This is a genomic window from Paraburkholderia sp. EG286A (genome assembly GCF_040965375.1).
GTDB lineage: Bacteria > Pseudomonadota > Gammaproteobacteria > Burkholderiales > Burkholderiaceae > Paraburkholderia.
This window is the reverse complement of sequence record NZ_JBFRCB010000011.1, coordinates 179,198-199,061: the sequence shown is the minus strand read 5'-3', so window position 1 is coordinate 199,061 and position 19,864 is coordinate 179,198. Positions and strand designations below refer to the sequence as shown.

At 65.0% G+C, this 19,864-nt stretch carries 20 protein-coding genes; 10 read left to right on the top strand and 10 right to left on the bottom strand.

Annotated elements, in window-relative coordinates:
* Nucleotides 1–223 precede the first annotated feature (223 nt).
* From AB4Y35_RS37300 to AB4Y35_RS37275, 6 genes are all read left to right on the top strand, one after another.
* On the top strand, nucleotides 224–1,468 hold the full coding sequence (locus AB4Y35_RS37300; RefSeq protein ID WP_368708370.1) for an acyl-CoA dehydrogenase family protein: 1,245 nt from the start codon (nucleotides 224–226) through the stop codon (nucleotides 1,466–1,468).
* A 5-nt stretch (nucleotides 1,469–1,473) separates the two neighbouring features.
* Entirely contained in the window at nucleotides 1,474–2,892 is a 1,419-nt protein-coding gene (locus AB4Y35_RS37295; protein WP_368689045.1) for an LLM class flavin-dependent oxidoreductase, read from the top strand.
* Between the two features lie 126 nt (nucleotides 2,893–3,018).
* Complete coding sequence (locus AB4Y35_RS37290; protein WP_368708369.1) at nucleotides 3,019–3,621, top strand: nitroreductase family protein; 603 nt, start codon at nucleotides 3,019–3,021, stop codon at nucleotides 3,619–3,621.
* Nucleotides 3,622–3,817: 196 nt separating this feature from the next.
* Complete coding sequence (locus tag AB4Y35_RS37285; RefSeq protein WP_368708368.1) at nucleotides 3,818–4,597, top strand: amino acid ABC transporter substrate-binding protein; 780 nt, start codon at nucleotides 3,818–3,820, stop codon at nucleotides 4,595–4,597.
* Nucleotides 4,598–4,610: 13 nt separating this feature from the next.
* Nucleotides 4,611–5,288, top strand: coding sequence for an amino acid ABC transporter permease (locus AB4Y35_RS37280; protein ID WP_368708367.1), 678 nt, complete (start codon nucleotides 4,611–4,613; stop codon nucleotides 5,286–5,288).
* A complete protein-coding gene (locus AB4Y35_RS37275; protein WP_368694436.1) occupies nucleotides 5,288–6,046 on the top strand; it encodes an amino acid ABC transporter ATP-binding protein in 759 nt (252 codons plus the stop codon). The genes AB4Y35_RS37280 and AB4Y35_RS37275 overlap by 1 nt, the downstream gene beginning before the upstream one ends.
* Before the next feature lie 44 nt (nucleotides 6,047–6,090).
* On the opposite strand, the gene AB4Y35_RS37270 is transcribed toward AB4Y35_RS37275, so the two are convergent.
* Entirely contained in the window at nucleotides 6,091–6,435 is a 345-nt protein-coding gene (locus AB4Y35_RS37270; RefSeq protein ID WP_368708366.1) for a DUF3088 domain-containing protein, read from the bottom strand.
* Nucleotides 6,436–6,539: 104 nt separating this feature from the next.
* Nucleotides 6,540–7,883 (bottom strand): LLM class flavin-dependent oxidoreductase, encoded by a 1,344-nt coding sequence (locus AB4Y35_RS37265; protein WP_368708365.1) that lies wholly within the window; start codon nucleotides 7,881–7,883, stop codon nucleotides 6,540–6,542.
* Between the two features lie 188 nt (nucleotides 7,884–8,071).
* Here AB4Y35_RS37265 and AB4Y35_RS37260 point away from each other — a divergent pair, with 188 nt between their 5' ends.
* Complete coding sequence (locus tag AB4Y35_RS37260; protein ID WP_368708393.1) at nucleotides 8,072–9,106, top strand: sulfonate ABC transporter substrate-binding protein; 1,035 nt, start codon at nucleotides 8,072–8,074, stop codon at nucleotides 9,104–9,106.
* Between the two features lie 87 nt (nucleotides 9,107–9,193).
* On the opposite strand, the gene groL is transcribed toward AB4Y35_RS37260, so the two are convergent.
* From groL to AB4Y35_RS37220, 8 genes are all read right to left on the bottom strand, one after another.
* On the bottom strand, nucleotides 9,194–10,828 hold the full coding sequence (gene groL, locus AB4Y35_RS37255; RefSeq protein WP_342924051.1) for a chaperonin GroEL: 1,635 nt from the start codon (nucleotides 10,826–10,828) through the stop codon (nucleotides 9,194–9,196).
* A 26-nt stretch (nucleotides 10,829–10,854) separates the two neighbouring features.
* Nucleotides 10,855–11,145, bottom strand: a complete 291-nt coding sequence (gene groES / locus AB4Y35_RS37250; protein ID WP_199124958.1) for a co-chaperone GroES — start codon at nucleotides 11,143–11,145, stop codon at nucleotides 10,855–10,857.
* A 236-nt stretch (nucleotides 11,146–11,381) separates the two neighbouring features.
* On the bottom strand, nucleotides 11,382–13,376 hold the full coding sequence (locus AB4Y35_RS37245) for a family 2A encapsulin nanocompartment cargo protein cysteine desulfurase (RefSeq protein WP_368708364.1): 1,995 nt from the start codon (nucleotides 13,374–13,376) through the stop codon (nucleotides 11,382–11,384).
* Nucleotides 13,351–14,283 (bottom strand): family 2A encapsulin nanocompartment shell protein, encoded by a 933-nt coding sequence (locus AB4Y35_RS37240; protein WP_133188073.1) that lies wholly within the window; start codon nucleotides 14,281–14,283, stop codon nucleotides 13,351–13,353. The genes AB4Y35_RS37245 and AB4Y35_RS37240 overlap by 26 nt, the downstream gene beginning before the upstream one ends.
* Before the next feature lie 115 nt (nucleotides 14,284–14,398).
* The gene (locus AB4Y35_RS37235) at nucleotides 14,399–14,662 is read right to left on the bottom strand and encodes a helix-turn-helix transcriptional regulator (RefSeq protein ID WP_342924055.1); all 264 of its coding nucleotides are present in this window, start codon (nucleotides 14,660–14,662) and stop codon (nucleotides 14,399–14,401) included.
* Entirely contained in the window at nucleotides 14,662–15,624 is a 963-nt protein-coding gene (epsC, locus tag AB4Y35_RS37230) for a serine O-acetyltransferase EpsC (protein WP_368708363.1), read from the bottom strand. Before epsC ends, AB4Y35_RS37235 begins: the two co-directional genes overlap by 1 nt.
* Before the next feature lie 44 nt (nucleotides 15,625–15,668).
* Complete coding sequence (locus tag AB4Y35_RS37225) at nucleotides 15,669–16,136, bottom strand: rhodanese-like domain-containing protein (protein ID WP_368708362.1); 468 nt, start codon at nucleotides 16,134–16,136, stop codon at nucleotides 15,669–15,671.
* 173 nt (nucleotides 16,137–16,309) lie between these two features.
* Complete coding sequence (locus tag AB4Y35_RS37220; RefSeq protein ID WP_368708361.1) at nucleotides 16,310–16,528, bottom strand: hypothetical protein; 219 nt, start codon at nucleotides 16,526–16,528, stop codon at nucleotides 16,310–16,312.
* A 381-nt stretch (nucleotides 16,529–16,909) separates the two neighbouring features.
* On the opposite strand from AB4Y35_RS37220, the gene AB4Y35_RS37215 reads away from it, so the two are divergent.
* From AB4Y35_RS37215 to AB4Y35_RS37205, 3 genes are read left to right on the top strand one after another with little or no spacing between them, the layout of a single operon-like run.
* On the top strand, nucleotides 16,910–17,947 hold the full coding sequence (locus AB4Y35_RS37215) for an ABC transporter substrate-binding protein (protein ID WP_069266828.1): 1,038 nt from the start codon (nucleotides 16,910–16,912) through the stop codon (nucleotides 17,945–17,947).
* A 4-nt stretch (nucleotides 17,948–17,951) separates the two neighbouring features.
* Nucleotides 17,952–19,052: an ABC transporter permease gene (locus AB4Y35_RS37210; RefSeq protein WP_368708360.1), complete on the top strand. Its 1,101-nt coding sequence runs from the start codon at nucleotides 17,952–17,954 to the stop codon at nucleotides 19,050–19,052.
* Complete coding sequence (locus AB4Y35_RS37205) at nucleotides 19,046–19,858, top strand: ABC transporter ATP-binding protein (RefSeq protein ID WP_368708359.1); 813 nt, start codon at nucleotides 19,046–19,048, stop codon at nucleotides 19,856–19,858. Before AB4Y35_RS37210 ends, AB4Y35_RS37205 begins: the two co-directional genes overlap by 7 nt.
* Nucleotides 19,859–19,864: the final 6 nt, after the last annotated feature.

The following is a 19,864-nucleotide window of genomic DNA, read 5'->3' as shown; positions in this document are numbered from 1 at the left end:
TGCATTTGATAAGGCACACTACGGAAGCGGCCTGACAGCAGCAGGGCGTATCCGCTGCCACAACAGCCGATTCGACGACATTGCGAAGAACGCGCCGGAGCAAATCGGGCAAGCCTATATCGATTCATCAATCAGTTATTGGAGCCGCTCCGCGCGGGTTTCTATACTTTTCTTCTTCGCTGCGCGGTGCGCATTCTCTCCACCCCCAACCGAGAAAAAACGCATGAATGTCTCCCGATCCCATGACGCGCTCTCGCAAGGCGCCGACTACGAAACCCTTGCCGCCCGCTTCCGCCCGATCTTCACGGAGATCGCCCGCGAAGCCGCCGAACGCGAGCGCTCGCGCACGCTGCCGCATGACGCGATTGCCGCGCTCAAGCAAGCGGGCTTCGGCGCCGTGCGCATTCCGGTGCGTGACGGTGGCGCGGGCGCTTCGATCGCGCAGTTGGCGCAACTGCTCATCGAGCTTGCCGCCGCGGACTCGAACCTGCCGCAGGCGCTGCGCGGCCATTTCGCCTTCGTCGAGGACTGGCTGAACGCGCCTGCCGGCGCGGACCAGCGTGCATGGTTCGATCGCTTCGTGAGCGGCCAGCTTGTCGGCAATGCGTGGACCGAGGCTGGCGACGTCGCGCTCGGCCAGATCGACACGAAGGTCGCGCGCCGCGACGGCGGCTTCGTGCTCAACGGTTCGAAGTACTACAGCACCGGCAGCCTCTACGCGGACTGGATCGACGTGTTCGCGCAGCGCGAAGAAGACGGCAGCGACGTGATCGTGGCCGTGGCGACCGACCAGCCCGGCGTGCTTCGCGAGGACGACTGGGACGGCTTCGGCCAGACGACCACGGGCAGCGGCACCACGCTGTTCCGCGACGCCGTGGTCGAGGGCCGCAACATCATCGACTTCAACCGCCGCTTCAAATATCAGACCGCGTTCTATCAGCTCTTTCACGTCGCCACGCTCGCAGGAATTGCCGAGGCAGCGAGGCGCGACGCCGCCACCCTCGTGCGCAGCCGCAAGCGTATCTACAGCCACGGCAACGCGCCGCGTGTGAGTGACGACGCGCAGATCCAGCAGGTGATCGGCGAGATCGCCTCATGGGCCTATGGTGCAAGGGCCGTCGCGCTGCAGACTGGAGAAGCCGCACAGCGCGCTTACGAGGCGCGCTTCGAAGGTGACGACGAGGCCGAGCGCGCGGCAAACGTGGAAGCCGAAATCGCTTCGGCGCAGGCCCAGATCGTCGCCTCCGAATTCGCACTGCGCGCGGCGACGCATCTGTTCGATGCGCTCGGCGCGTCTGCCATCCGCGCCGGCCACGCGCTCGACCGCCATTGGCGCAATGCGCGCGCGGTGTCGTCGCACAATCCGCTCGTCTACAAGGCGAAGATCGTGGGCGACTGGACCATCAACGGCACCGAGCCGCCCTTTCTCTGGCAAATCGGCAACGGACCGGAACGCGGGAGCAAGTGAACATCATGAGCAAAACCATCCACCTGAACGCCTTTGAGATGAACTGCGTGGGCCACCAGTCGCCAGGCCTCTGGACCCATCCGCGCGATCGCTCGTGGCAGTACAAGGATCTCGATTACTGGACCGACCTCGCGAAGATACTCGAGCGCGGCGTCTTCGACGCAATCTTCATCGCGGACGTGATCGGCTATTACGACGTCTACAAGGGCAACAACTATCACGCGCTTCATCAGGCGGCGCAGATTCCCGTAAACGACCCCCTGCAACTGGCCGCGCCCATTGCCATGGTGACGTCGCATCTGGGCATAGGCATCACGGCGTCCACGAGCTTCGAGCACCCTTACACGTTCGCGCGCCGTCTCTCCACGGCCGACCATCACACGCAGGGGCGCCTTGCGTGGAACATCGTGACGTCGTATCTCGAGAGCGGCGCGAAGAATATCGGGCAAGGCGGCCTGCGCGACCACAACAACCGCTACGAAGTCGCGACGGAGTACGTCGAAGTGCTCTACAAACTGTTCGAAGGAAGCTGGGAAGACGGCGCCGTGGTGCGCGACCGGGACCGGGGCGTGTTCACGCACCCCGAGAAAGTGCACGAAATCGGCCACAAGGGAAAATACTTCGAAGTGCCAGGCTATCATCTTTGCGAGCCCTCTCCGCAGCGCACGCCGGTGCTGTTTCAGGCGGGTGCATCGGGCCCCGGCAAGACGTTCGCGGCGCAACATGCCGAATGCGTGTTCGTCGCGGCGCTCACGAAAAACCTGCTGCGCGACTACGTGACGGACGTGCGCCGCCAGGCGGCGCTCGCCGGACGCGACGCGAACAAGCTGCTGATCTACAACCTCGTCACCGTGATCGTCGACGAGACCGATGCCAAGGCACAGGCGCGCTTCGAGGAGTATCAGCGCCACGTTTCCTATGACGGCTCGCTCGTGTTCATGTCGGGCTGGACCGGCATCGACTTCGGGCAGTACCTGCCCACCGACACGGTCAAGCGCGTGCAAACGAATGCGATCCACTCGGCCGTCGAACATCTCTCGGGCGGCGACACGACCTGGACCATCGAAGCGCTGGCGAAGTGGGGCGGCGTCGGCGGAATGGGACCGGTATTCGTCGGCTCCCCCACGACGATTGCCGACATCCTTCAGGAGTGGGTCGAAGAGACCGGCGTGGACGGATTCAATCTGGCGTACGCGCTCGCGCATGAGACCTTTGAGCATGTCGTCGAGTACCTCGTGCCCGAGTTGCAGCGCCGCGGCGTGTATCCGCGCGACTACGCGCCGGGCACCTTGCGCGAAAAGCTCTTCGGCGGCGGCGCGCGCTTGCCCGACGAGCATCCGGCGGCGCGCTATCGCGACATCGAGCGTGTGAAGCGCGAATCAGCCGTGCAGACGGGCGAACCGGTTCCAGCCCCGGCTGCGTGAATAAACATAAGCAACCCAAAACAAATGCGTTAGCCGCAAAGAGGCGCACTTCTATACTCGTCGCATCGAGGGGCCGCGTACCCGCACGGCCTCCTCTTTACTCGCGCTCATCTCCAGGACACTCACATGACGACCTCGAATCAACGCACCGCCGACCACGCGATCGACCGACAGTTTCTCGACCGCTGGTCGCCGCGGGCTTTCACGAACGACACGCTGCCCGAAGCCACGCTGCTCACGTTTCTCGAAGCGGCGCGCTGGGCGCCCTCTTCGTACAATTCCCAGCCCTGGCGTTTCGTCTATGCCCGCAGAGGTACGGCGCACTGGTCGAACTTCCTCGGCTTTCTGAACGAATTCAACCGTGGTTGGGCCCAACATGCCGCCGCCATCGTGATCGTCCTGTCAAAGAAAACTTTCGTGCCGCCGGGCGCAAAGGATCCCGTTGCTTCGCTCACGCATTCATTCGACAGCGGTGCCGCGTGGGCACAACTTGGGCTTCAGGCCAGCCTGTCCGGCTGGAAGGCGCACGGACTGGCAGGGATCGAGCGCGAGCGGATTCGCTCTGAACTCGCCATACCGGACGACTATGCCATCGAAGCGGCCCTCGCGATCGGCCGCCCGGGCGACCCAGCGCAGTTGAGCGAGGCGCTGCGCGCCCGCGAGCTGCCCAACGGACGTCTGCCGTTGGCCGCGATTTCCGCGGAAGGCGCGTTCGCGTTCACCGAATGATCCCGATCGACGCGCTATGGCGCACTGATCTCGGCTTTCCCGCGCGGCGCGTTCGTCGCTGCGACATATCCGTCGTTATATTCCACCAGAGCATATGCATAGCGAATGTGTCTGGTTTGCAGGCAGATACGCCGACAGTAGAATCCGTCGACTCACTGATGCCGCCAACGAAACTCTCACTACGAATATTTCAATCATGAAAGCCATCCGCTCCGCTCTTTTTGCCGCCCTGCTGTCGGTCGTCGCCGTGGCGCCGGCCCTGGCTGCCGACGAACTTGCGCAGGTCAAGTCGTCCGGTGTGTTCCGTGTCGGCACCGAAGGCACTTACGCGCCGTTCACCTACCATGACGAAACCGGCAAGCTGACCGGCTTCGACGTCGATATCGCCACGGCCATCGCACAACGGCTTGGTGTGACGCCGCAGTTCGTCGAAGGCAAATGGGATGGCCTGATCGCGGGCCTGGACGTGAACCGCTACGACGCCGTGATCAACGAGGTTTCGATCACCGACGCACGCAAGGCCAAGTACGATTTTTCCAGGCCGTATATCTCGACGCACGCCGTGCTGATCGTGCGCTCGGACAACACGACTATCCATTCCTTCGACGACCTGAAGGGCAAGAAGTCGGCCAATACACTGACCAGCAACTTCGGCAAGCTCGCCGCGTCGCATGGTGCTGACGTCGTGCCGGTTCAAGGCTTCAACGAATCGATCGATCTGCTGACGTCGGGCCGCGTGGACGCCACCGTCAACGACGCGCTTTCGTTCCTCGACTTCCAGAAGCACAAGCCGGACGCGAAGCTCAAGATCGCCGCCATCGACGCGTCTTCCGCGGACGACCAGTCGGGCGTGCTGCTGCGCAAGGGCAATCCGGAACTGGTCGCGGCCGTCGACAAGGCGCTCGCCGATATCAAGGCCGACGGCACCTACGCGAAGATCTCGCAGAAGTATTTCGGCAAAGACGTTTCGCAATAAGGCGGACTGAACAATGCCGGCATGGCTGCATTTGATGGCGCAATCGTTGTGGCCACTGCTCTACGCGGGACTGGTCTTTACCGTCCCGCTCACGCTGGCTTCGTTTGCGATCGGCATGGCGCTGGCGTTCTGCGCGGCGATCATTCGCCTCTTCGGGCAACGCTGGGCCGTCGCGGCCGTGCGTTTCTATATCTGGCTCTTTCGCGGCTCGCCACTGCTCGTGCAGCTGTTCGTCATCTTCTACGGGCTGCCCAACGTGGGCATCGTGCTCGATCCGTTGACGGCGGCCATCATCGGCTTTTCACTCAATGTGGGCGCTTATAACGCGGAAGTCATTCGTGGCGTGATCGAATCGATTCCGCGCGGTCAGTGGGAAGCCGCCTATTCGATGAACATGACGCGCGCGCAGGCGCTGCGCCGCGCCATCCTGCCGCAAGCGATTCGCGTGGCGTTGCCCGCGCTCTCGAACTCGTTCATCTCGCTCGTGAAGGACACGTCCCTCGCGGCCGTGCTGACCGTGCCGGAAATCTTCCAGGCTGCACAACGCATCGCGGCCGTGACCTACGAACCCCTCATTCTCTATACCGAGGCCGCACTGATCTATCTCGTGTTCAGTTCCGTGCTCTCGCAGGCTCAAGGGCGTCTCGAAGCGCGCTATGGCCGCCATGCCCTGTTCCAGGCGGGGCGCTGATGATCCACATCGAGAAACTCCACAAGTCATTCGGGGACCACGAGGTGCTCGCGGCCATCGACCTCACGCTCAAGGCCGGCAGCGTCACGGCGCTGATCGGACCGTCCGGCAGCGGCAAGAGCACGCTGCTACGCTGCATCAATCTACTCGAAGTGCCTGACTCCGGCACGCTGAGCGTGGGCGATGCCCGCCTCGAATTCAGCCGCGGCCGTCTGCTCTCCCACGCGGAAATCGCCTCGGTGCGTCGGCATACCGGTATGGTGTTCCAGAACTTCCAGTTGTTCCCGCACCTGAGCGTGATCGAGAACGTGATGGAAGGTCTCGTCACGGTCCTCAAATGGGAGAAGGAGCGAGCCCGCGAGCGCGCCGCCGCGCTGCTTGCGAAAGTGGGGATTGCCCAGAAGGCGCACGCATGGCCCTCCACGCTTTCGGGTGGCCAGCAGCAACGCGTGGCGATAGCGCGCGCACTTGCGCCCTCGCCCCAGGTGCTGCTCTGCGACGAGCCGACTTCGGCGCTCGACCCCGAACTCTCCGCGGAAGTGGTCGACGTGCTGAGGCAGCTTGCCCTCGAAGGCACAACCATGCTGATGGCAACGCATGATTTGCGGCTCGCGGCTTCCGTCGCGCACGACGCCGTTTTCCTCAAGGATGGCGCGATTGTCGAAGCCGGTCCGTCGCATGAACTCTTCGCACGCCCGCGCGATGCGCGCACGGCGCGCTTCGTCTCCACGCTCACGCAGGCGCTGCCCTCGTTCTGAGCATAGGCAGGCAGCGTCGCCCGTCGCCGCCTGTTCGTACTGCCTCAATGCACCTTGGGAAAACCGTGCCGCTCGGCGAGCAGCGCGAGAATGCGCTTCGCGTCGGTCACGAAGTGACGGCCGTTCAGCGTTTGCACGCCCTCAGGAACGGGATGCTCGTCGCCCAGCACGAGCACGGGCAAGCCCTGATGCGCCTCGTCGAGCACGTCGATCACGGCCGCCCGCGGGCGCGCGAACGGCAGGCGTTTCACGTCGAGCCGCGCGACGCGCTCGGGCTCGGACGCGAGCAGTCCTTCTATCGGCGCGCCGTCCGGACAGATGAAGCGCTCACCAGGACGCGCGGGATCGGTGAAGCCAGGTTCCAGCAACAGCAGCAGGTCTCGAGTCATGGTGGATCGACGCTCCGTGATTGAATTGAGGACACACGGGAATCGTCGTGCGCGGCGGCCACTGCCGCCACGAATGAATCGATCCAACAATATTCGCGCCGCTGCTAACCGGCATTCTGGCTGACCGCAAAAAACCGGTTCTCCGGCCTCGGCAGGCCGAGATGCTCGCGTAGCGTATTGCCCTCGTACTCGCGACGGAAAATGCCGCGTCGCTGCAGCTGGGGCACCACCTTCTCCACGAAGTCGTCGAGGCCCGCGGGAAGATACGGGAACATCACATTGAAGCCGTCGCTGCCCGCTTCCACCAGCCATTGCTCCATCTCGTCCGCAATCGAATGGGGCGTGCCCACCATTTGCAGGCCGGAGTATCCGCCCACGCGCTGCGCGAGCTGGCGAATCGTCAAGCCCTCGTCGCGCGCCCAGTCCACTACGCGCTGCCGCGCCGAACGGCTCGCGTTGCTCTCCGGAATCTCGGGCAGCGGGCCGTCGGGGTCGAAACCGGAGACGTCGTGACCAAGCGCGATCGATAACGAGGCAATCCCGCTGTCGTAGTGCACGAAGGTGTCGAGACGCTCGCGCTTCTCGTGCGCCTGTTCCAGCGAGTCGCCCACCACGACGAACGCGCCGGGCAGGATCTTCAGATGATCGGGATCGCGGCCCAGCGTTTCCATGCGCGCCTTCACGTCGGCATAGAAACGCTTGCCGGCTTCGAGATTCGGCTGCGCGGTGAAAACCGCCTCGGCCGTTTCAGCCGCGAGTTGCCGCCCGGCCTCCGACGATCCGGCCTGCACCACCACCGGCCAGCCCTGCGGCGGCCGCGCGATATTGAGCGGCCCGCGCACGGAATAGTAGTCACCCTTGTGCGCGAGCACATGGAGCTTCTCCGGATCGAAATACTCGCCGCTCTCCACGTCGCGCAAGAATGCATCGTCGGCCCAACTGTCCCAGAGGCCCGTCACGACGTCGAAGAATTCGCGTGCGCGGCGATAGCGTTCGTCGTGCTCCACGTGTTCCTCGAGGCCGAAGTTGAGCGCTGCGTCCGGATTGGAAGTCGTCACGAGGTTCCACCCGGCGCGGCCGCCGCTCAGATGATCCAGCGAGGCGAAGCGGCGCGCGACATGGTAAGGCGTGTCGAACGTCGTCGATGCCGTTGCGACGAGTCCGATCTTCTCCGTCACAGCGGCAAGCGCCGAGAGCAAGGTGAACGGTTCGAACGAGGTGGCGGTGTGGCTGCGCTTGAGCGCGTTGACCGGCATGTTCAAGACGGCCAGGTGATCGGCCATGAAGAACGCGTCGAACCGCGCACGCTCGAGCGTCTGCGCAAAGCGCTTCAGATGCGCGAAGTTGAAATTGGCGTCGGGGTATGCACCGGGGTAACGCCACGCCCCCGTGTGCAGGCTGACGGGGCGCATGAATGCGCCGAGATGCAACTGTCGATTTCGGTTCATCGCTTCGGCCACCGGAAAACGAAAGTCACAACATACTCCGGATCGGCAAAATCCGCTGAGGGCGCCAGCGCAGATAAGCATCTGACAATATCTTGGTTGTGCCGGTGTTGAAACAGATTAAGGTGGGAGGCGGATCGCCGCGCAAGCGCGGCAGTTTCAACGTGGACATTTAAATGGGCAACGGCACGATGTCGAACGACAACTACGCGAATCACGATGACCACACGGCAAAAGGCGCGCGCCGCAAGCTATTGAAGCTCGCAGCGGGGGCCGCGACGGCCGCCGCGCTGCGTGGCGCAACGGGGCTCGCGAGCGCCGCCGCTTTGGCGCTTCAAAGCGGCGCGGCACGCGCGGACGACGGCAAGGTCCTGCGCATCGGTTTCCAGAAGTACGGCAACTTCGTGGTGCTAAAGGCCCGGCGCACGCTGGAGAAGCGGCTCGCGCCGCTGGGCTTCACCGTGCAATGGCTCGAGTTTCCCGGCGGCCCGCAGTTGCTGGAAGGGCTTGCCGCCGGCGCGGTGGATGTCGGCACCGTGGGTGAAACGCCGCCCATCTTTGCGCAGGCCGGCGGTGTGGATTTCGTCTACATTGCAAGCGAGCCGCCCGCGCCGCAGGGTGAGGCCATTGTCGTGCACGAAAATTCGCCGATCCGCACGCCCGCCGACCTGCGCGGCAAGCGCGTTGCGTTCAACAAAGGCTCAAACGTGCACTATCTGCTCGTCAAGGCGCTGCAGAAAGCCGACCTCAAGTACGAAGACATCCAGCCCGTCTATCTCGCTCCCGCCGATGCGCGCGCCGCATTCACAAGCGGCAGCGTAGACGCGTGGGTGATCTGGGACCCCTATCTCGCGGCGATCGAACGCCAGGCGAAAGTGCGTTCGATCGCGAACGGTGAAAACCTCGTTCGCAATACACAGTACTACATAGCAAGCCGCAACTTCGCGACCGCGCATGGGCCTGTCCTGCATGCGGTCGTGGAGGAAATCGGCGCCGTGGACGCCTGGGCGCGCGACAACGTTCCGGCCGTCGCGGCTCAACTGTCACCGCTTGTCGGCCTCGACGCGCCGACGCTCGAACTCGCCCTCAAGCGCGCGAGCTACGGCGTGCAGCCCATCGACGCGGCAACGCTCGCCTACCAGCAGCAGATCGCCGATACGTTCTCCGAACTCAAGCTGATCCCGAAGAAGCTCGTGGTCGCCGATGCGCGCTGGCAATCCACCTGAGCGCGCCGACGCCCGCTTGTCGAAACACGCCAGCCGCGCCTGGCGTAACGCCAGGGCGGCCTCCCCCCGTTGCCCGACAAAACCGGCTTAGAAGCCGAGATCGGCGCCGCCAGGGCCACCCACCGGCGACTGCGCCGCCGGGGCTTTAGGCGCCTCATGCACCGTGGCATCGGTCGTGAGCAGTAGCCCCGCTACCGAAGCCGCGTTTTGCAGCGCCGTGCGCGTGACCTTGGTCGGATCGAGCACGCCCTTTTCGACCAGATCGCCATATTCGCCCGTGGCCGCGTCGTAACCGAAGTTGCCCGTGCCTTCCGCGACCTTCGCCGCCACCACGCTCGCTTCTTCGCCCGCGTTGCTCACGATCTGGCGCAACGGTTCTTCGAGTGCACGCAGTACGATCTTCACGCCCGCCGTCTGGTCGGCGTTCTTGCCTTTCAGGTCGAGGATCGCCTGACGCACGCGGATCAGCGCCACGCCGCCACCCGGCACGATGCCCTCTTCCACGGCCGCGCGCGTGGCATGCAGCGCATCGTCCACGCGGTCCTTCTTTTCCTTCACTTCGATCTCGGTGGCGCCGCCCACCTTGATGACGGCCACGCCGCCCGCCAGCTTCGCCACGCGTTCCTGCAGCTTCTCGCGGTCGTAGTCGGAGGTCGCTTCCTCGATCTGCACGCGAATCTGCTTCACGCGCGCCTCGATGGCGCCCGCTTCGCCCGCGCCGTCGATCACCGTGGTGTTTTCCTTGCCCACCTCGATGCGCTTGGCCTGGCCCAGTTCCTGGAGCGTGGCCTTCTCGAGCGTGAGGCCCGTTTCCTCGGCGACCACCTGGCCGCCCGTGAGGATCGCGATGTCTTCGAGCAGCGCCTTGCGGCGGTCGCCGAAACCCGGCGCCTTCACGGCCACCGTCTTCAGCACGCCGCGAATGTTGTTGACGACGAGCGTGGCGAGCGCCTCGCCCTCGATATCCTCGGCGATCAGCAGCAGGGGGCGCCCGGCCTTCGCCACCTGTTCGAGCAGCGGCAGCAGGTCGCGAATGTTCGAGATCTTCTTGTCGTGCAGGAGGATGAACGGATTGTCGAGTTCGGCGACCTGCTTGTCCGGGTTATTGATGAAGTACGGCGAGAGATAGCCGCGATCGAACTGCAGGCCCTCCACGACGTCGAGTTCGTCGGCGAGCGACTTGCCGTCTTCCACCGTGATCACGCCTTCCTTGCCCACGCGATCGATCGCCTCGGCAATGCGCTGGCCGATCGACTCCTCGCCGTTGGCCGAAATCGTCGCGACCTGCGCAATCTCCTTGCTCGTCGTGGTGGGCTTGCTGATCTTCTTCAGTTCTTCAACGGCGGCCACCACGGCCTTGTCGATGCCGCGCTTCAGGTCGAGGGGGTTGAGCCCCGCCGCCACGTACTTCTGCCCCTCGCGCACGATCGCCTGCGCAAGCACGGTGGCGGTCGTGGTGCCGTCGCCCGCTGCGTCGCTCGTTTTCGAGGCGACTTCCTTCACGACCTGCGCGCCGATGTTCTGGAGCTTGTCGGCCAGTTCGATCTCCCTGGCGACCGAAACGCCGTCCTTGGTCACGACGGGCGCGCCGAAGCTGCGTTCGAGCACGACGTTGCGGCCCTTCGGGCCGAGCGTGACCTTGACGGCGTCGGCGAGCAGGTTCACGCCTTCGATGAGTTTGGTGCGGGCGATATCGCCGAATACGATGTCTTTGGCTGCCATGATGACGTGCTCTCTCAGGTTCTCGCTTATTGATTGACGACTGCGACGATGTCTTCTTCGCGCAGCACGAGGAGTTCGTTGCCGTCGACCTTCACGGTCTGGCCCGCGTATTTGCCGAACAGCACGCGGTCGCCCACGTTCAGGTCCGGCGCAATGCGGCGGCCGTCGTTGTCGCGGCGGCCCGGCCCCACGGCCAGCACTTCGCCCTGGTCGGGCTTTTCGGCAGCGCTATCGGGAATGACGATGCCCGACGCGGTGCGGGTTTCCTGGTCGAGTCGTTTGACGATCACGCGATCGTGCAGTGGGCGCAGGCTCATGGGTGGCTTCCTTGCGGTTATCTCTCGGTTATTCGCGGTGAAACTGACACTCGCCTCATGCGAGTGCTGATGGAAAACCGAGTATAAAAAGCCGACGCGCGCCGCTCCAATAACGGATTGGCAGATCGATATCTAGCGAACGGGCTTATCGATATCGCGCGGAAGTGGAAAACGGCAAAGGGAGAGAGGAAAAGAAGAAGGGGAGCGGCGTCAGGCAACGCCGCTCCGGGGTCGTGCTACTGCCGCGGCGCCAGACCGCGAACGACCGACACGAGCGCATCGACTTCCTCGCACGTGTTGTAGAACGCGAGCGAGGGCCGCACAGTGGCTTCCAGACCGAAACGGCGCAGTATGGGCTGGGCGCAATGATGCCCCGCGCGCACCGCAATGCCTTCGCGGCTCAGCGCCTGCCCCACCTCTTCGGTGCTGTAGCCCTTCAGCACGAACGACAGCACGCTCGCCTTGTCGCGGGCCGTGCCCACGAGGCGCACGCCCGGCACCGGGGCGAGCACGCTCGTTGCGTAGGCAAGCAGATCATGCTCGTAACGCGCAATGGTCTCGATGCCAACGCGGCTCACATAGTCCAGCGCGGCGCCCAGCCCCACCGCATCGGCGATATTGCCGGTGCCCGCCTCGAAGCGCGACGGCGGCGGCTGGAACACCGTCCGCTCGAACGTCACGTCCTGGATCATGTTGCCGCCGCCCTGCCATGGCGGCATGTTTTCCAGCACATCGCGCTTGCCGTACACCACGCCGATACCGGTCGGCCCATAGATCTTGTGGCCCGAGAACACGAAGAAGTCCGCATCGAGCGCCCGCACGTCCACGCGCATGTGCGAAATCGACTGCGCGCCGTCGACCAGCGCCTTCGCGCCCGCACGATGCGCAAGCTCCACGATCTCGTCCACCGGCACGACCGTGCCCAGCGCGTTCGACACCTGCGTGACCGAGACGATCTTCGTGCGGTCGTTGAGCAGCTTGCGGTACTCGTCCAGCAGCACCTGGCCTGAATCGTCGACCGGAATGACTCGCAGCCTGGCGCCCTTGAGCGCGGCGAGCTGCTGCCACGGCACGATGTTCGCGTGGTGCTCGAGATGCGAGACGATGATCTCGTCGCCCTCGCCCACGTTCTGCACGCCCCAGGTCTTCGCGATCAGGTTGATCGCCTCGGTCGTGCCGCGCACGAACACGATCTCTTCGGGCGACGATGCATTGATGAAGCGCTGCACCGTCTTGCGCGCATGCTCGTACGCGTCGGTCGCTCTTGCCGCGAGCGTGTGCGCCGCGCGGTGAATGTTCGAGTTCTCGTGGGCGTAGAAGTACGCGAGGCGATCGATCACGGCCTGCGGCTTGTGCGTCGTCGCGGCGTTGTCGAACCACACTAACGGCTTGCCGTTCACGCGCTCCTGGAGGATCGGGAAGTCGCGGCGCACCGCATTGACATCGAAAGGCGGATGCGCGCCGCGCAACGGCACGCCCTGGCTCCCGCCTGGCGCTGCCGCACGTTCGTCGAGAAAGTATCGCGCGGGGCCGCCGTTTGCATCGTAGTCCGGATCATTGAGCGTCAGCAGGCCGCGCAGCGCATCGTCGCCCGGCAAGCCGAACCCTTCGGGAGAGGCGAGCCCGTGCACCGGCACCTCGATATCGCGCGCCGTATCGCGCCAGCCGTTGGCCGCCGTTTCCGTGAAGTAGAACGGCGAACGCTCGCTCGTCGTGGCTCGCACGGGCTCGGGCGGCTCGGACACGGCGTACGCTTGCGGCACGCCAAGCAGCGCACCGCCCGCGCGCGGCTCCAGCGCCGGCGCGACCGTCACCGCGTTGTCGGGCAGCCCGTTCGCCGCCGCCGCATGCGGCGCGAGCGCGGGTACGCGATTGCCGAGCGAAAGCACGTGCGTGGGCGCGGAAGGCGCGAGATTCAAGCCCGGCGCCTTGCCTTGCGGCGGCGCGAAGCCCGGCACGCCTGTGCCGGTGCCGCCCGGACCTGCGAGCGGCGAGCCCGCCGGCGCTGGATTGCTGACCGAGGCGAGTATCGGCGCGGCCGCGGGCAAGGCGGACGGCACGCCGCCTACCGCACCGCTGCCGGCCGCGATGCCAGGCGCGCCTGCGCCGCCCGGCAACGTGCTGAAGAACTCGTTGGCGAGCCGCGCGAGCGTGGCGGGATCCGGCAGTCCGCCCGGCAACGGCGGATGCGCGATCTCCGTTGGCTTAGCGGTAGGTGTCAGGGTAGTCATGGTACTTGCCGATTTCCACGTCATCGAGCACAGCCAGCGCATCCGGCGAATGAACCGCCAGCGAGCAGTAAAGCGAGATCAGATACGACGCGATCGCCTGATTGTTGATGCCCATGAAGCGCACCGACAGCCCCGGCCCCTGCTCTCCCGCCACGCCCGGTTGATACAGGCCCACCACGCCCTGACGCTTGTCGCCCACGCGCAGCAGCAGGATCTTGGTCTTGCCGTCGGCAACTGGCACCTTGTCCGAAGGAATCAGCGGAATGCCGCGCCACGTAAGGAACTGCGAACCGAACAGGCTGACCGTAGGCGGCGGCACGCCGCGCCGCGTGCATTCGCGGCCGAATGCGGCAATCGCGAGCGGATGGGTAAGGAAGAACGCGGGCTCTTTCCAGACCTTCGTGAGCAGTTCGTCGAGGTCGTCGGGCGTGGGCGCGCCGGTCAGCGGAAAAATGCGCTGGTCTTCCTCGACGTTCGCCAGAAGGCCGTAGTCGGGATTGTTGATGAGCTGGCTTTCCTGCAACTCCTTGATCGTTTCGATCGTGAGGCGCAGTTGCTCCTTGATCTGGTCGTGCGGGCTGCTGTACAGGTCGGAAATCCGCGTGTGTACGTCGAGCACCGTGCTCACCGCGTTGAGGAAGTATTCGCGCGGCTGCTCTTCGTAAGGCACGAATGTCGTGGGCAGCGTGCCTTCGTCCTCACGCGCCGTGCAGGCGGCACGCACTGCTTCGGGATCCTTAACGCGGTTCAGACGATAAATACCGGCTTCGACCGGCACCCATTGCAGCAGGTGCGTAAGCCAGCGCGGCGTGATCGTGGAAAGCTGCGGGACGGTTTTGGTGGCATTCGCCAGTTGCCGCGCGGCGTTATCGCCAAGCGCGGTCTGGCCGCTCTGAATCGAGGACATGAACGAGGGCTCCGGTTACTTATAACGAAAACTGCTTTGCTTATGACGACGGCCGATTATCAGGAGCCAAGGCAGCCGGATCAACCGGCTATAGGCGGCAGCGTGCGGGGAAGACTCAGGGAGACAAGGTGCTGCCGGGAAGCGAGATGGCGCTCGGTGCGCCCGCGGTCTCACCCGCAAGCAGCTCCGCGATACCCACGCCGAAAGCCAGTGCAAGCTTTTCGACGGTGACGATCGAGGCGATGGCCGTGCCCCGCTCGATTTCGCCAACGTAGGTGCGGTTGAGACCCGCATGCTCGGCGAGCCGCTCCTGCGACCAGGCCTGCGCCTCGCGCAGGCGGCGCACCGTGGCGCCGAAGTCATGGACGATGGCGCTCATCATGCCGCGCCCGTTGCGATTGCATCCGGGGCGGCGGTGCCGGGGCGTTCATGCGCCGGCGCGCGCACTTCGTGCCGGGAAATCGCCTGGGTGATATGCGCCCCCGCCGGTACGCTTTCGGTCAGCCAGACATTGCCGCCAATCACCGCGCCGCGCCCGAGCGTGACACGCCCGAGTATCGTCGCGCCCGCGTAAATGACGACCTCGTCCTCGACAATGGGATGACGCGGCAGCCCTTTCTCGAGATTGCCAGCCGCGTCGCGGGGAAAGCGTTTTGCGCCGAGCGTCACGGCCTGGTACACGCGCACGCGCTCGCCAATGATCGCGGTTTCGCCGATCACGACGCCCGTGCCGTGATCGATGAAGAACGCACTGCCGATCTGCGCGCCCGGATGAATGTCGATGCCGGTGGCCGCATGCGCCAGCTCCGAGATGATGCGCGCGAGCAGGGGCAAACCGAGCCGGTAGAGTTCGTGCGCGAGCCGGTGGTGAATCATCGCCAGCACACCCGGATAGCAGAGCAGCACCTCGTCGACGCTGCCCGCGGCCGGATCGCCGTTGAACGCCGCGAGCACGTCGCTGTCGAGCAATCCACGGATGACTGGCAGGCGCTGCGAGAACGCACGCACGGCGGCCAATGCGCGTGCATCGATTTCGCCGTGATCGGCCTCCGCGTGGCGCGCCTTGTAGCGCAGTTCGAGCCTCGCCTGCGCCAGCAGGGCGTGCAGCGCGGCGTCGAGCGCATGGCCGACGTAGAAGTTCTCGCTTTCCTGGCGCAGGTCGGGCGGCCCGAGCCGCATCGGGAACAGCACGCCCTTGAGCGTTTCGACAACCTCGGCCAGCGCTTCGCGCGCGGGCAGGTCGCGCCCGCCCGGCTCCAGGGCGCGGCGCTGCCATTCCCGCCATTGCTGACGCACGCCCTGCAGCGCGTCGACGATTTCCGACACATGAAATACGGTCACGCCAGTTCTCTCTTCGTGATTCGTTGGGGGGTGAGGAACAGGCTTTAATCCTGCACCCACGGTAAGTCATGAAAACGCCAGCCGTTACGGCGCCCGCGCCGCCCGGCGTCGTCCAGGTCGCCTTCAAAGCCTTCGGTGACGTTGAACACATGGGCAAAGCCCGCCTTGGCCGCCGCTTCGGCGGCCTGTCCCGACCGGTTGCCGCTGCGGCACAGCAGGACGATCGCCGCGCTCTTGCCTGTCCTGGCCTCGAGTTCGCGCACGAAGCGCGGATTGCGCGTGAAGCTCGTGCCGGTGGCCCACGCCACATGCAACGTATCGGGCACGTGGCCAACGAACTTGCGCTCTTCGGCCGTGCGCACGTCCACGAGCACCGCTTCGCCCGCCTGATGGAGCGCCCAGGCTTGCTGCGGCGTCACGCTGCCCGCGTATGGCAGGCCGGCCGCCCGCGCGGCGCCGCGCGCCGCTTCCAGATCCGCGTGCAGCGGCTTTTCATGCAGTTCCACTGTCATCAGTGCCTCCTTAATGTGGACGGCAGCGCCCCGACTCTCGGAGCGCTGCCGCCTATAGCCATCAGGATTCCACTATGCGAGTGTGCCGCCGCAGTTCCAACCAATAAAAACTGATATGCAAATGGGCGCGGGTGTGAGAAGCAATCACGCGAATTCGATCGCGTGCGCCCTCGTCAACATGACGCCAGCCTGCCGCGCTGGTCGATCCACAGTCGCGCCCAGCGCGAGGCATAGGCAATGGCGTGATCGGCCTCGAAGAAGTAATCGAGTGCGTCGAAAGTGAACGACGAACCGGGTGGCGACGACCAGTTCTCGATGGTCAGATTCGCCGCGTAGAGTCCGCTCGGCAATGCGTGTGCGGACGCTTCGACTTCGTAGCCCTTGTATCGCATGAAGGCTCCCGTAATGACAAACGCGGACACAAGCGCCCGCGGCACTTCATCCTGGTGCAAGAAGCGCGCGACGGCAAAGAAGGCTTTGGCGTTAGCAAATCAGCACGGGCATCACTTCGTCATCACGATGCACTTTGCCTGCATGGGCGGGAATATTCACGCTGGAACGTCCGATGACGAACGACAGCATATGGTTTGCGCAATTCATTATTTCGCGGCTAGCCAGATTCGGCATTACGCTGACATTCGATGTCGTTTTCCCATACTTACGCTATTTAATTAGGTTTACATACGATCAAATTAGCGGCGACGCGTGCGCACGTATGCAGACCGCTCTCAACTCAAGCGCCTCTTCACTTCGATCCGCACGGAGACCGATTCATGGCCGCATTGCACGGTTCCAGCCTCACCCCGCCCGCCCCAAACGGGCAACGCCGCAAATGGCTGCGTGCCGCCGGCGCGACCGCGCTGAGCGCGCCGGTTCTGACGCTCGGCCGCAAGGCATGGTCGGCGCCGGCGCTCAAGCCGTTCACCTTCGCGTGGGCGCCGAACGGCTTTTGCCTCACGCCCGTCGCCGTCGCGCAGGAGCAGGGGTTCTTCGAAAAGAACGGACTGAAGGTCAATCTCGTGAGCTACGCCGGCTCGAACGACCAGTTGCTGCAAACGCTTTCCACCGGCAAGGCCGACGCTGCGGTTGGCATGATCCACCGCTGGCTCAAACCGCTGGAAGCAGGGTTTGATGTGAAGATCATCAGCAGCGTGCACGGCGGATGCGTGCGCCTGATCGGCTCGAGCGCGGCCGGCGTGACGTCGCTCGCGGCGCTCAAAGGCAAGACCGTGGGGGTGAGCGACCTCGCTTCTCCCGGCAAGAACTTCTTCGCCATCCTGCTGCTCAAGCACGGCATCGACCCGGACCGCGATGTGAGCTGGCGCCAGTATCCCGCGGACCTGCTCGATGTCGCCGTGCAAAAGGGCGAGATCCAGGCCATCGCCGACGGCGACCCGAATCTCTATCTGCTGGAGCGGCAACGTCCGGGCGCTTACACGCATCTCGCCAGCAATCTTTCCGACGAATACGCGCACAAGGTCTGCTGCGTGATCGCCGCACGGGGCTCGCTCCTGCGCAGCGATCGCCCGACCGCTGCGGCGCTTGCGCGTGCGCTGATCCAGGCCACCGACTTCTCGCGCGAAAATCCGCGGGAAGCGGCGAAATCGTTCGCGAAGTACACGCCGAAGTTCGCCGAGGATGACCTTGTAAAGCTCTATTCGTCGCTCACCTACGATCACCATCCGACCAACGTCGATCTCCAGCAGGAGATCGCTTACTTCGCAGAAGACTTCAAGCGCGCCGGCGTGCTCAAACCCACCACCGACCCGCAGCGCTTCGCCGCGGCTGTCTACACCAACGTACTGGGGTGACGCGATGACGACGCTCGAACAGGCTGCGCTGGCCCGCGCCGGCGCCAGCGACGCACTGGAGGCCAGTGACGGGGCAGGCCAACCTTTCGCGAATGTCGACCTGCGGGGCCGCCGTTCTTCGGGGCAGCCAACCGTGTGGTACACCGGCCTCGCGGTGGCGGCGGCATGGGCCGTGTTTGGCGGCGTCACGCGCCTGTGGCCGAACCGCATCACCGGTTTTTCCGACTGGGCCTATACCGCCGAACTGGGCGCGGCCGCCTGGGCGATCGCGGCATGGCTCGCGCTGCTCGCGCTCGTGCTGCCCGCTCTCGAACGCAGCAGCGAGCGACTGCGGCCCGCGCTGCGCGGCTCGAGAAAAGCGGGACCGTGGCTGATCGCGTTGCCCGTTGCGTTCACGCTCTGGGAGATCCTCACGGCGAAGACCGCGATGCTGCCTACGCCGTTCTTCGCACCGCCGCAGGCGCTCGTCGAGGTCTATCGCGACGACTGGGCGCGCCTCGCCGATTGCGTGGTCCATTCGATCGGCCTGCTCGCCATAGGCTTTCTCTACGGCGGCGTGGCCGGATTCCTCATCGGCGTATCGATCGGCTGGTCGCGCGCCGTGGGCTACTGGGTGCACCCCGTCATGCGCGTGCTCGGCCCCGTGCCCGCCACGGCGCTGCTGCCGCTCGCGTTCTATATCTTCCCGTCGAGCCGTTCCGCCGCCATCTTCCTGATCGCGCTCGCCACCGCGTTCCCCGTGACCGTGCTCACGTGGTCGGGAGTTGCGAGCGTGAACAAGGCGTATTACGACGTGGCGCGCACGCTCGGGGCAAGCCAGCGGTTCCTCGTGCTGCGCGTCGCCATTCCGGCTGCGCTGCCGCAGGTCTTCGTCGGCCTCTTCATGGGCCTGAGCGCCTCGTTCACGGTGCTCGTGACAGCAGAGATGATGGGCGTGAAATCCGGCCTCGGCTGGTACCTCACATGGGCGCAGGGGTGGGCGTCGTACTCGAACATGTACGCCGCGCTGCTCGTGATGGCTGTCCTGTTCTCGAGCCTCATCACCCTGCTCTTCCTCGTGCGCGATCGCACGCTCGTCTGGCAGAAAGGAACCGTCAAATGGTAAATGCCGCCGTGTCCCACGCCACGCCCTCGATTGCGCCCGAGCCGGCCATCCGGGGCGCGCAGATCACTGTCGAGCAGGTGAGCCACCGCTTCGACACGCCCAAGGGCCCGCTCGCGGTGCTCGACGACGTGACGCTCTCGGTCGCGCCGGGCGAATTCGTCGCGCTGCTGGGCCCAAGCGGGTGTGGAAAGTCCACGCTGCTGCGTCTCGTCGCGGGGCTCGAACCGGCGACGCAGGGCAGGCTCCTGCAAGACGGCGCGCCGATCGAGCGGCCCGATCCCTCGCGCGTCGTGGTGTTCCAGGACCCGACGCTCTTCCCATGGCGGCGCGTGCGCGCGAACGTCGCGCTCGGGCTGCAGGCGCGCGGCGTGATCAAGCAGGAGCGCAAGCGTGTCGATGTCGAACTCGAACGCGTTGGCCTCACCGAATTCGCGGATGCCTTTCCGCACCAGCTTTCGGGCGGCATGTCGCAGCGTGTGGCGCTGGCCCGCGCGCTCGTCAACGATCCACGCCTGCTCGTGCTCGACGAGCCGCTCGGCAAGCTCGACTCGCTCACACGTCTGGCAATGCAGAGCGAACTCGTGGATCTCTGGCAGCGCGACCGTTTCTCAGCGCTGCTCGTCACCCATGATGTGGAAGAGGCGCTCTTTCTCGCCCAGCGTGTAATTGTGTTCAGCCCGCGGCCCGCGCGCGTCGCGGCCGAGTTGCATGTCAATCTGCCCTATCCGCGCCATCGCGGCGACCCGGCCTTCGCCGCGCTGCGCCGCGAAGCCTTGCAGCATCTCGGCCTCGACGCTAACTGGTAAGGAAGA

Bases quoted from the DNA above. Each gene is read 5' to 3' on its own strand.
- AB4Y35_RS37300 (WP_368708370.1), top strand. From the start codon at position 224: ATGAATGTCTCCCGATCCCATGACGCGCTCTCGCAAGGCGCCGACTAC.
- AB4Y35_RS37295 (WP_368689045.1), top strand. From the start codon at position 1,474: ATGAGCAAAACCATCCACCTGAACGCCTTTGAGATGAACTGCGTGGGC.
- AB4Y35_RS37290 (WP_368708369.1), top strand. From the start codon at position 3,019: ATGACGACCTCGAATCAACGCACCGCCGACCACGCGATCGACCGACAG.
- AB4Y35_RS37285 (WP_368708368.1), top strand. From the start codon at position 3,818: ATGAAAGCCATCCGCTCCGCTCTTTTTGCCGCCCTGCTGTCGGTCGTC.
- AB4Y35_RS37280 (WP_368708367.1), top strand. From the start codon at position 4,611: ATGCCGGCATGGCTGCATTTGATGGCGCAATCGTTGTGGCCACTGCTC.
- AB4Y35_RS37275 (WP_368694436.1), top strand. From the start codon at position 5,288: ATGATCCACATCGAGAAACTCCACAAGTCATTCGGGGACCACGAGGTG.
- AB4Y35_RS37270 (WP_368708366.1), bottom strand. From the start codon at position 6,435: ATGACTCGAGACCTGCTGCTGTTGCTGGAACCTGGCTTCACCGATCCC.
- AB4Y35_RS37265 (WP_368708365.1), bottom strand. From the start codon at position 7,883: ATGAACCGAAATCGACAGTTGCATCTCGGCGCATTCATGCGCCCCGTC.
- AB4Y35_RS37260 (WP_368708393.1), top strand. From the start codon at position 8,072: ATGTCGAACGACAACTACGCGAATCACGATGACCACACGGCAAAAGGC.
- groL (WP_342924051.1), bottom strand. From the start codon at position 10,828: ATGGCAGCCAAAGACATCGTATTCGGCGATATCGCCCGCACCAAACTC.
- groES (WP_199124958.1), bottom strand. From the start codon at position 11,145: ATGAGCCTGCGCCCACTGCACGATCGCGTGATCGTCAAACGACTCGAC.
- AB4Y35_RS37245 (WP_368708364.1), bottom strand. From the start codon at position 13,376: ATGACTACCCTGACACCTACCGCTAAGCCAACGGAGATCGCGCATCCG.
- AB4Y35_RS37240 (WP_133188073.1), bottom strand. From the start codon at position 14,283: ATGTCCTCGATTCAGAGCGGCCAGACCGCGCTTGGCGATAACGCCGCG.
- AB4Y35_RS37235 (WP_342924055.1), bottom strand. From the start codon at position 14,662: ATGAGCGCCATCGTCCATGACTTCGGCGCCACGGTGCGCCGCCTGCGC.
- AB4Y35_RS37225 (WP_368708362.1), bottom strand. From the start codon at position 16,136: ATGACAGTGGAACTGCATGAAAAGCCGCTGCACGCGGATCTGGAAGCG.
- AB4Y35_RS37220 (WP_368708361.1), bottom strand. From the start codon at position 16,528: ATGCGATACAAGGGCTACGAAGTCGAAGCGTCCGCACACGCATTGCCG.
- AB4Y35_RS37215 (WP_069266828.1), top strand. From the start codon at position 16,910: ATGGCCGCATTGCACGGTTCCAGCCTCACCCCGCCCGCCCCAAACGGG.
- AB4Y35_RS37210 (WP_368708360.1), top strand. From the start codon at position 17,952: ATGACGACGCTCGAACAGGCTGCGCTGGCCCGCGCCGGCGCCAGCGAC.
- AB4Y35_RS37205 (WP_368708359.1), top strand. From the start codon at position 19,046: ATGGTAAATGCCGCCGTGTCCCACGCCACGCCCTCGATTGCGCCCGAG.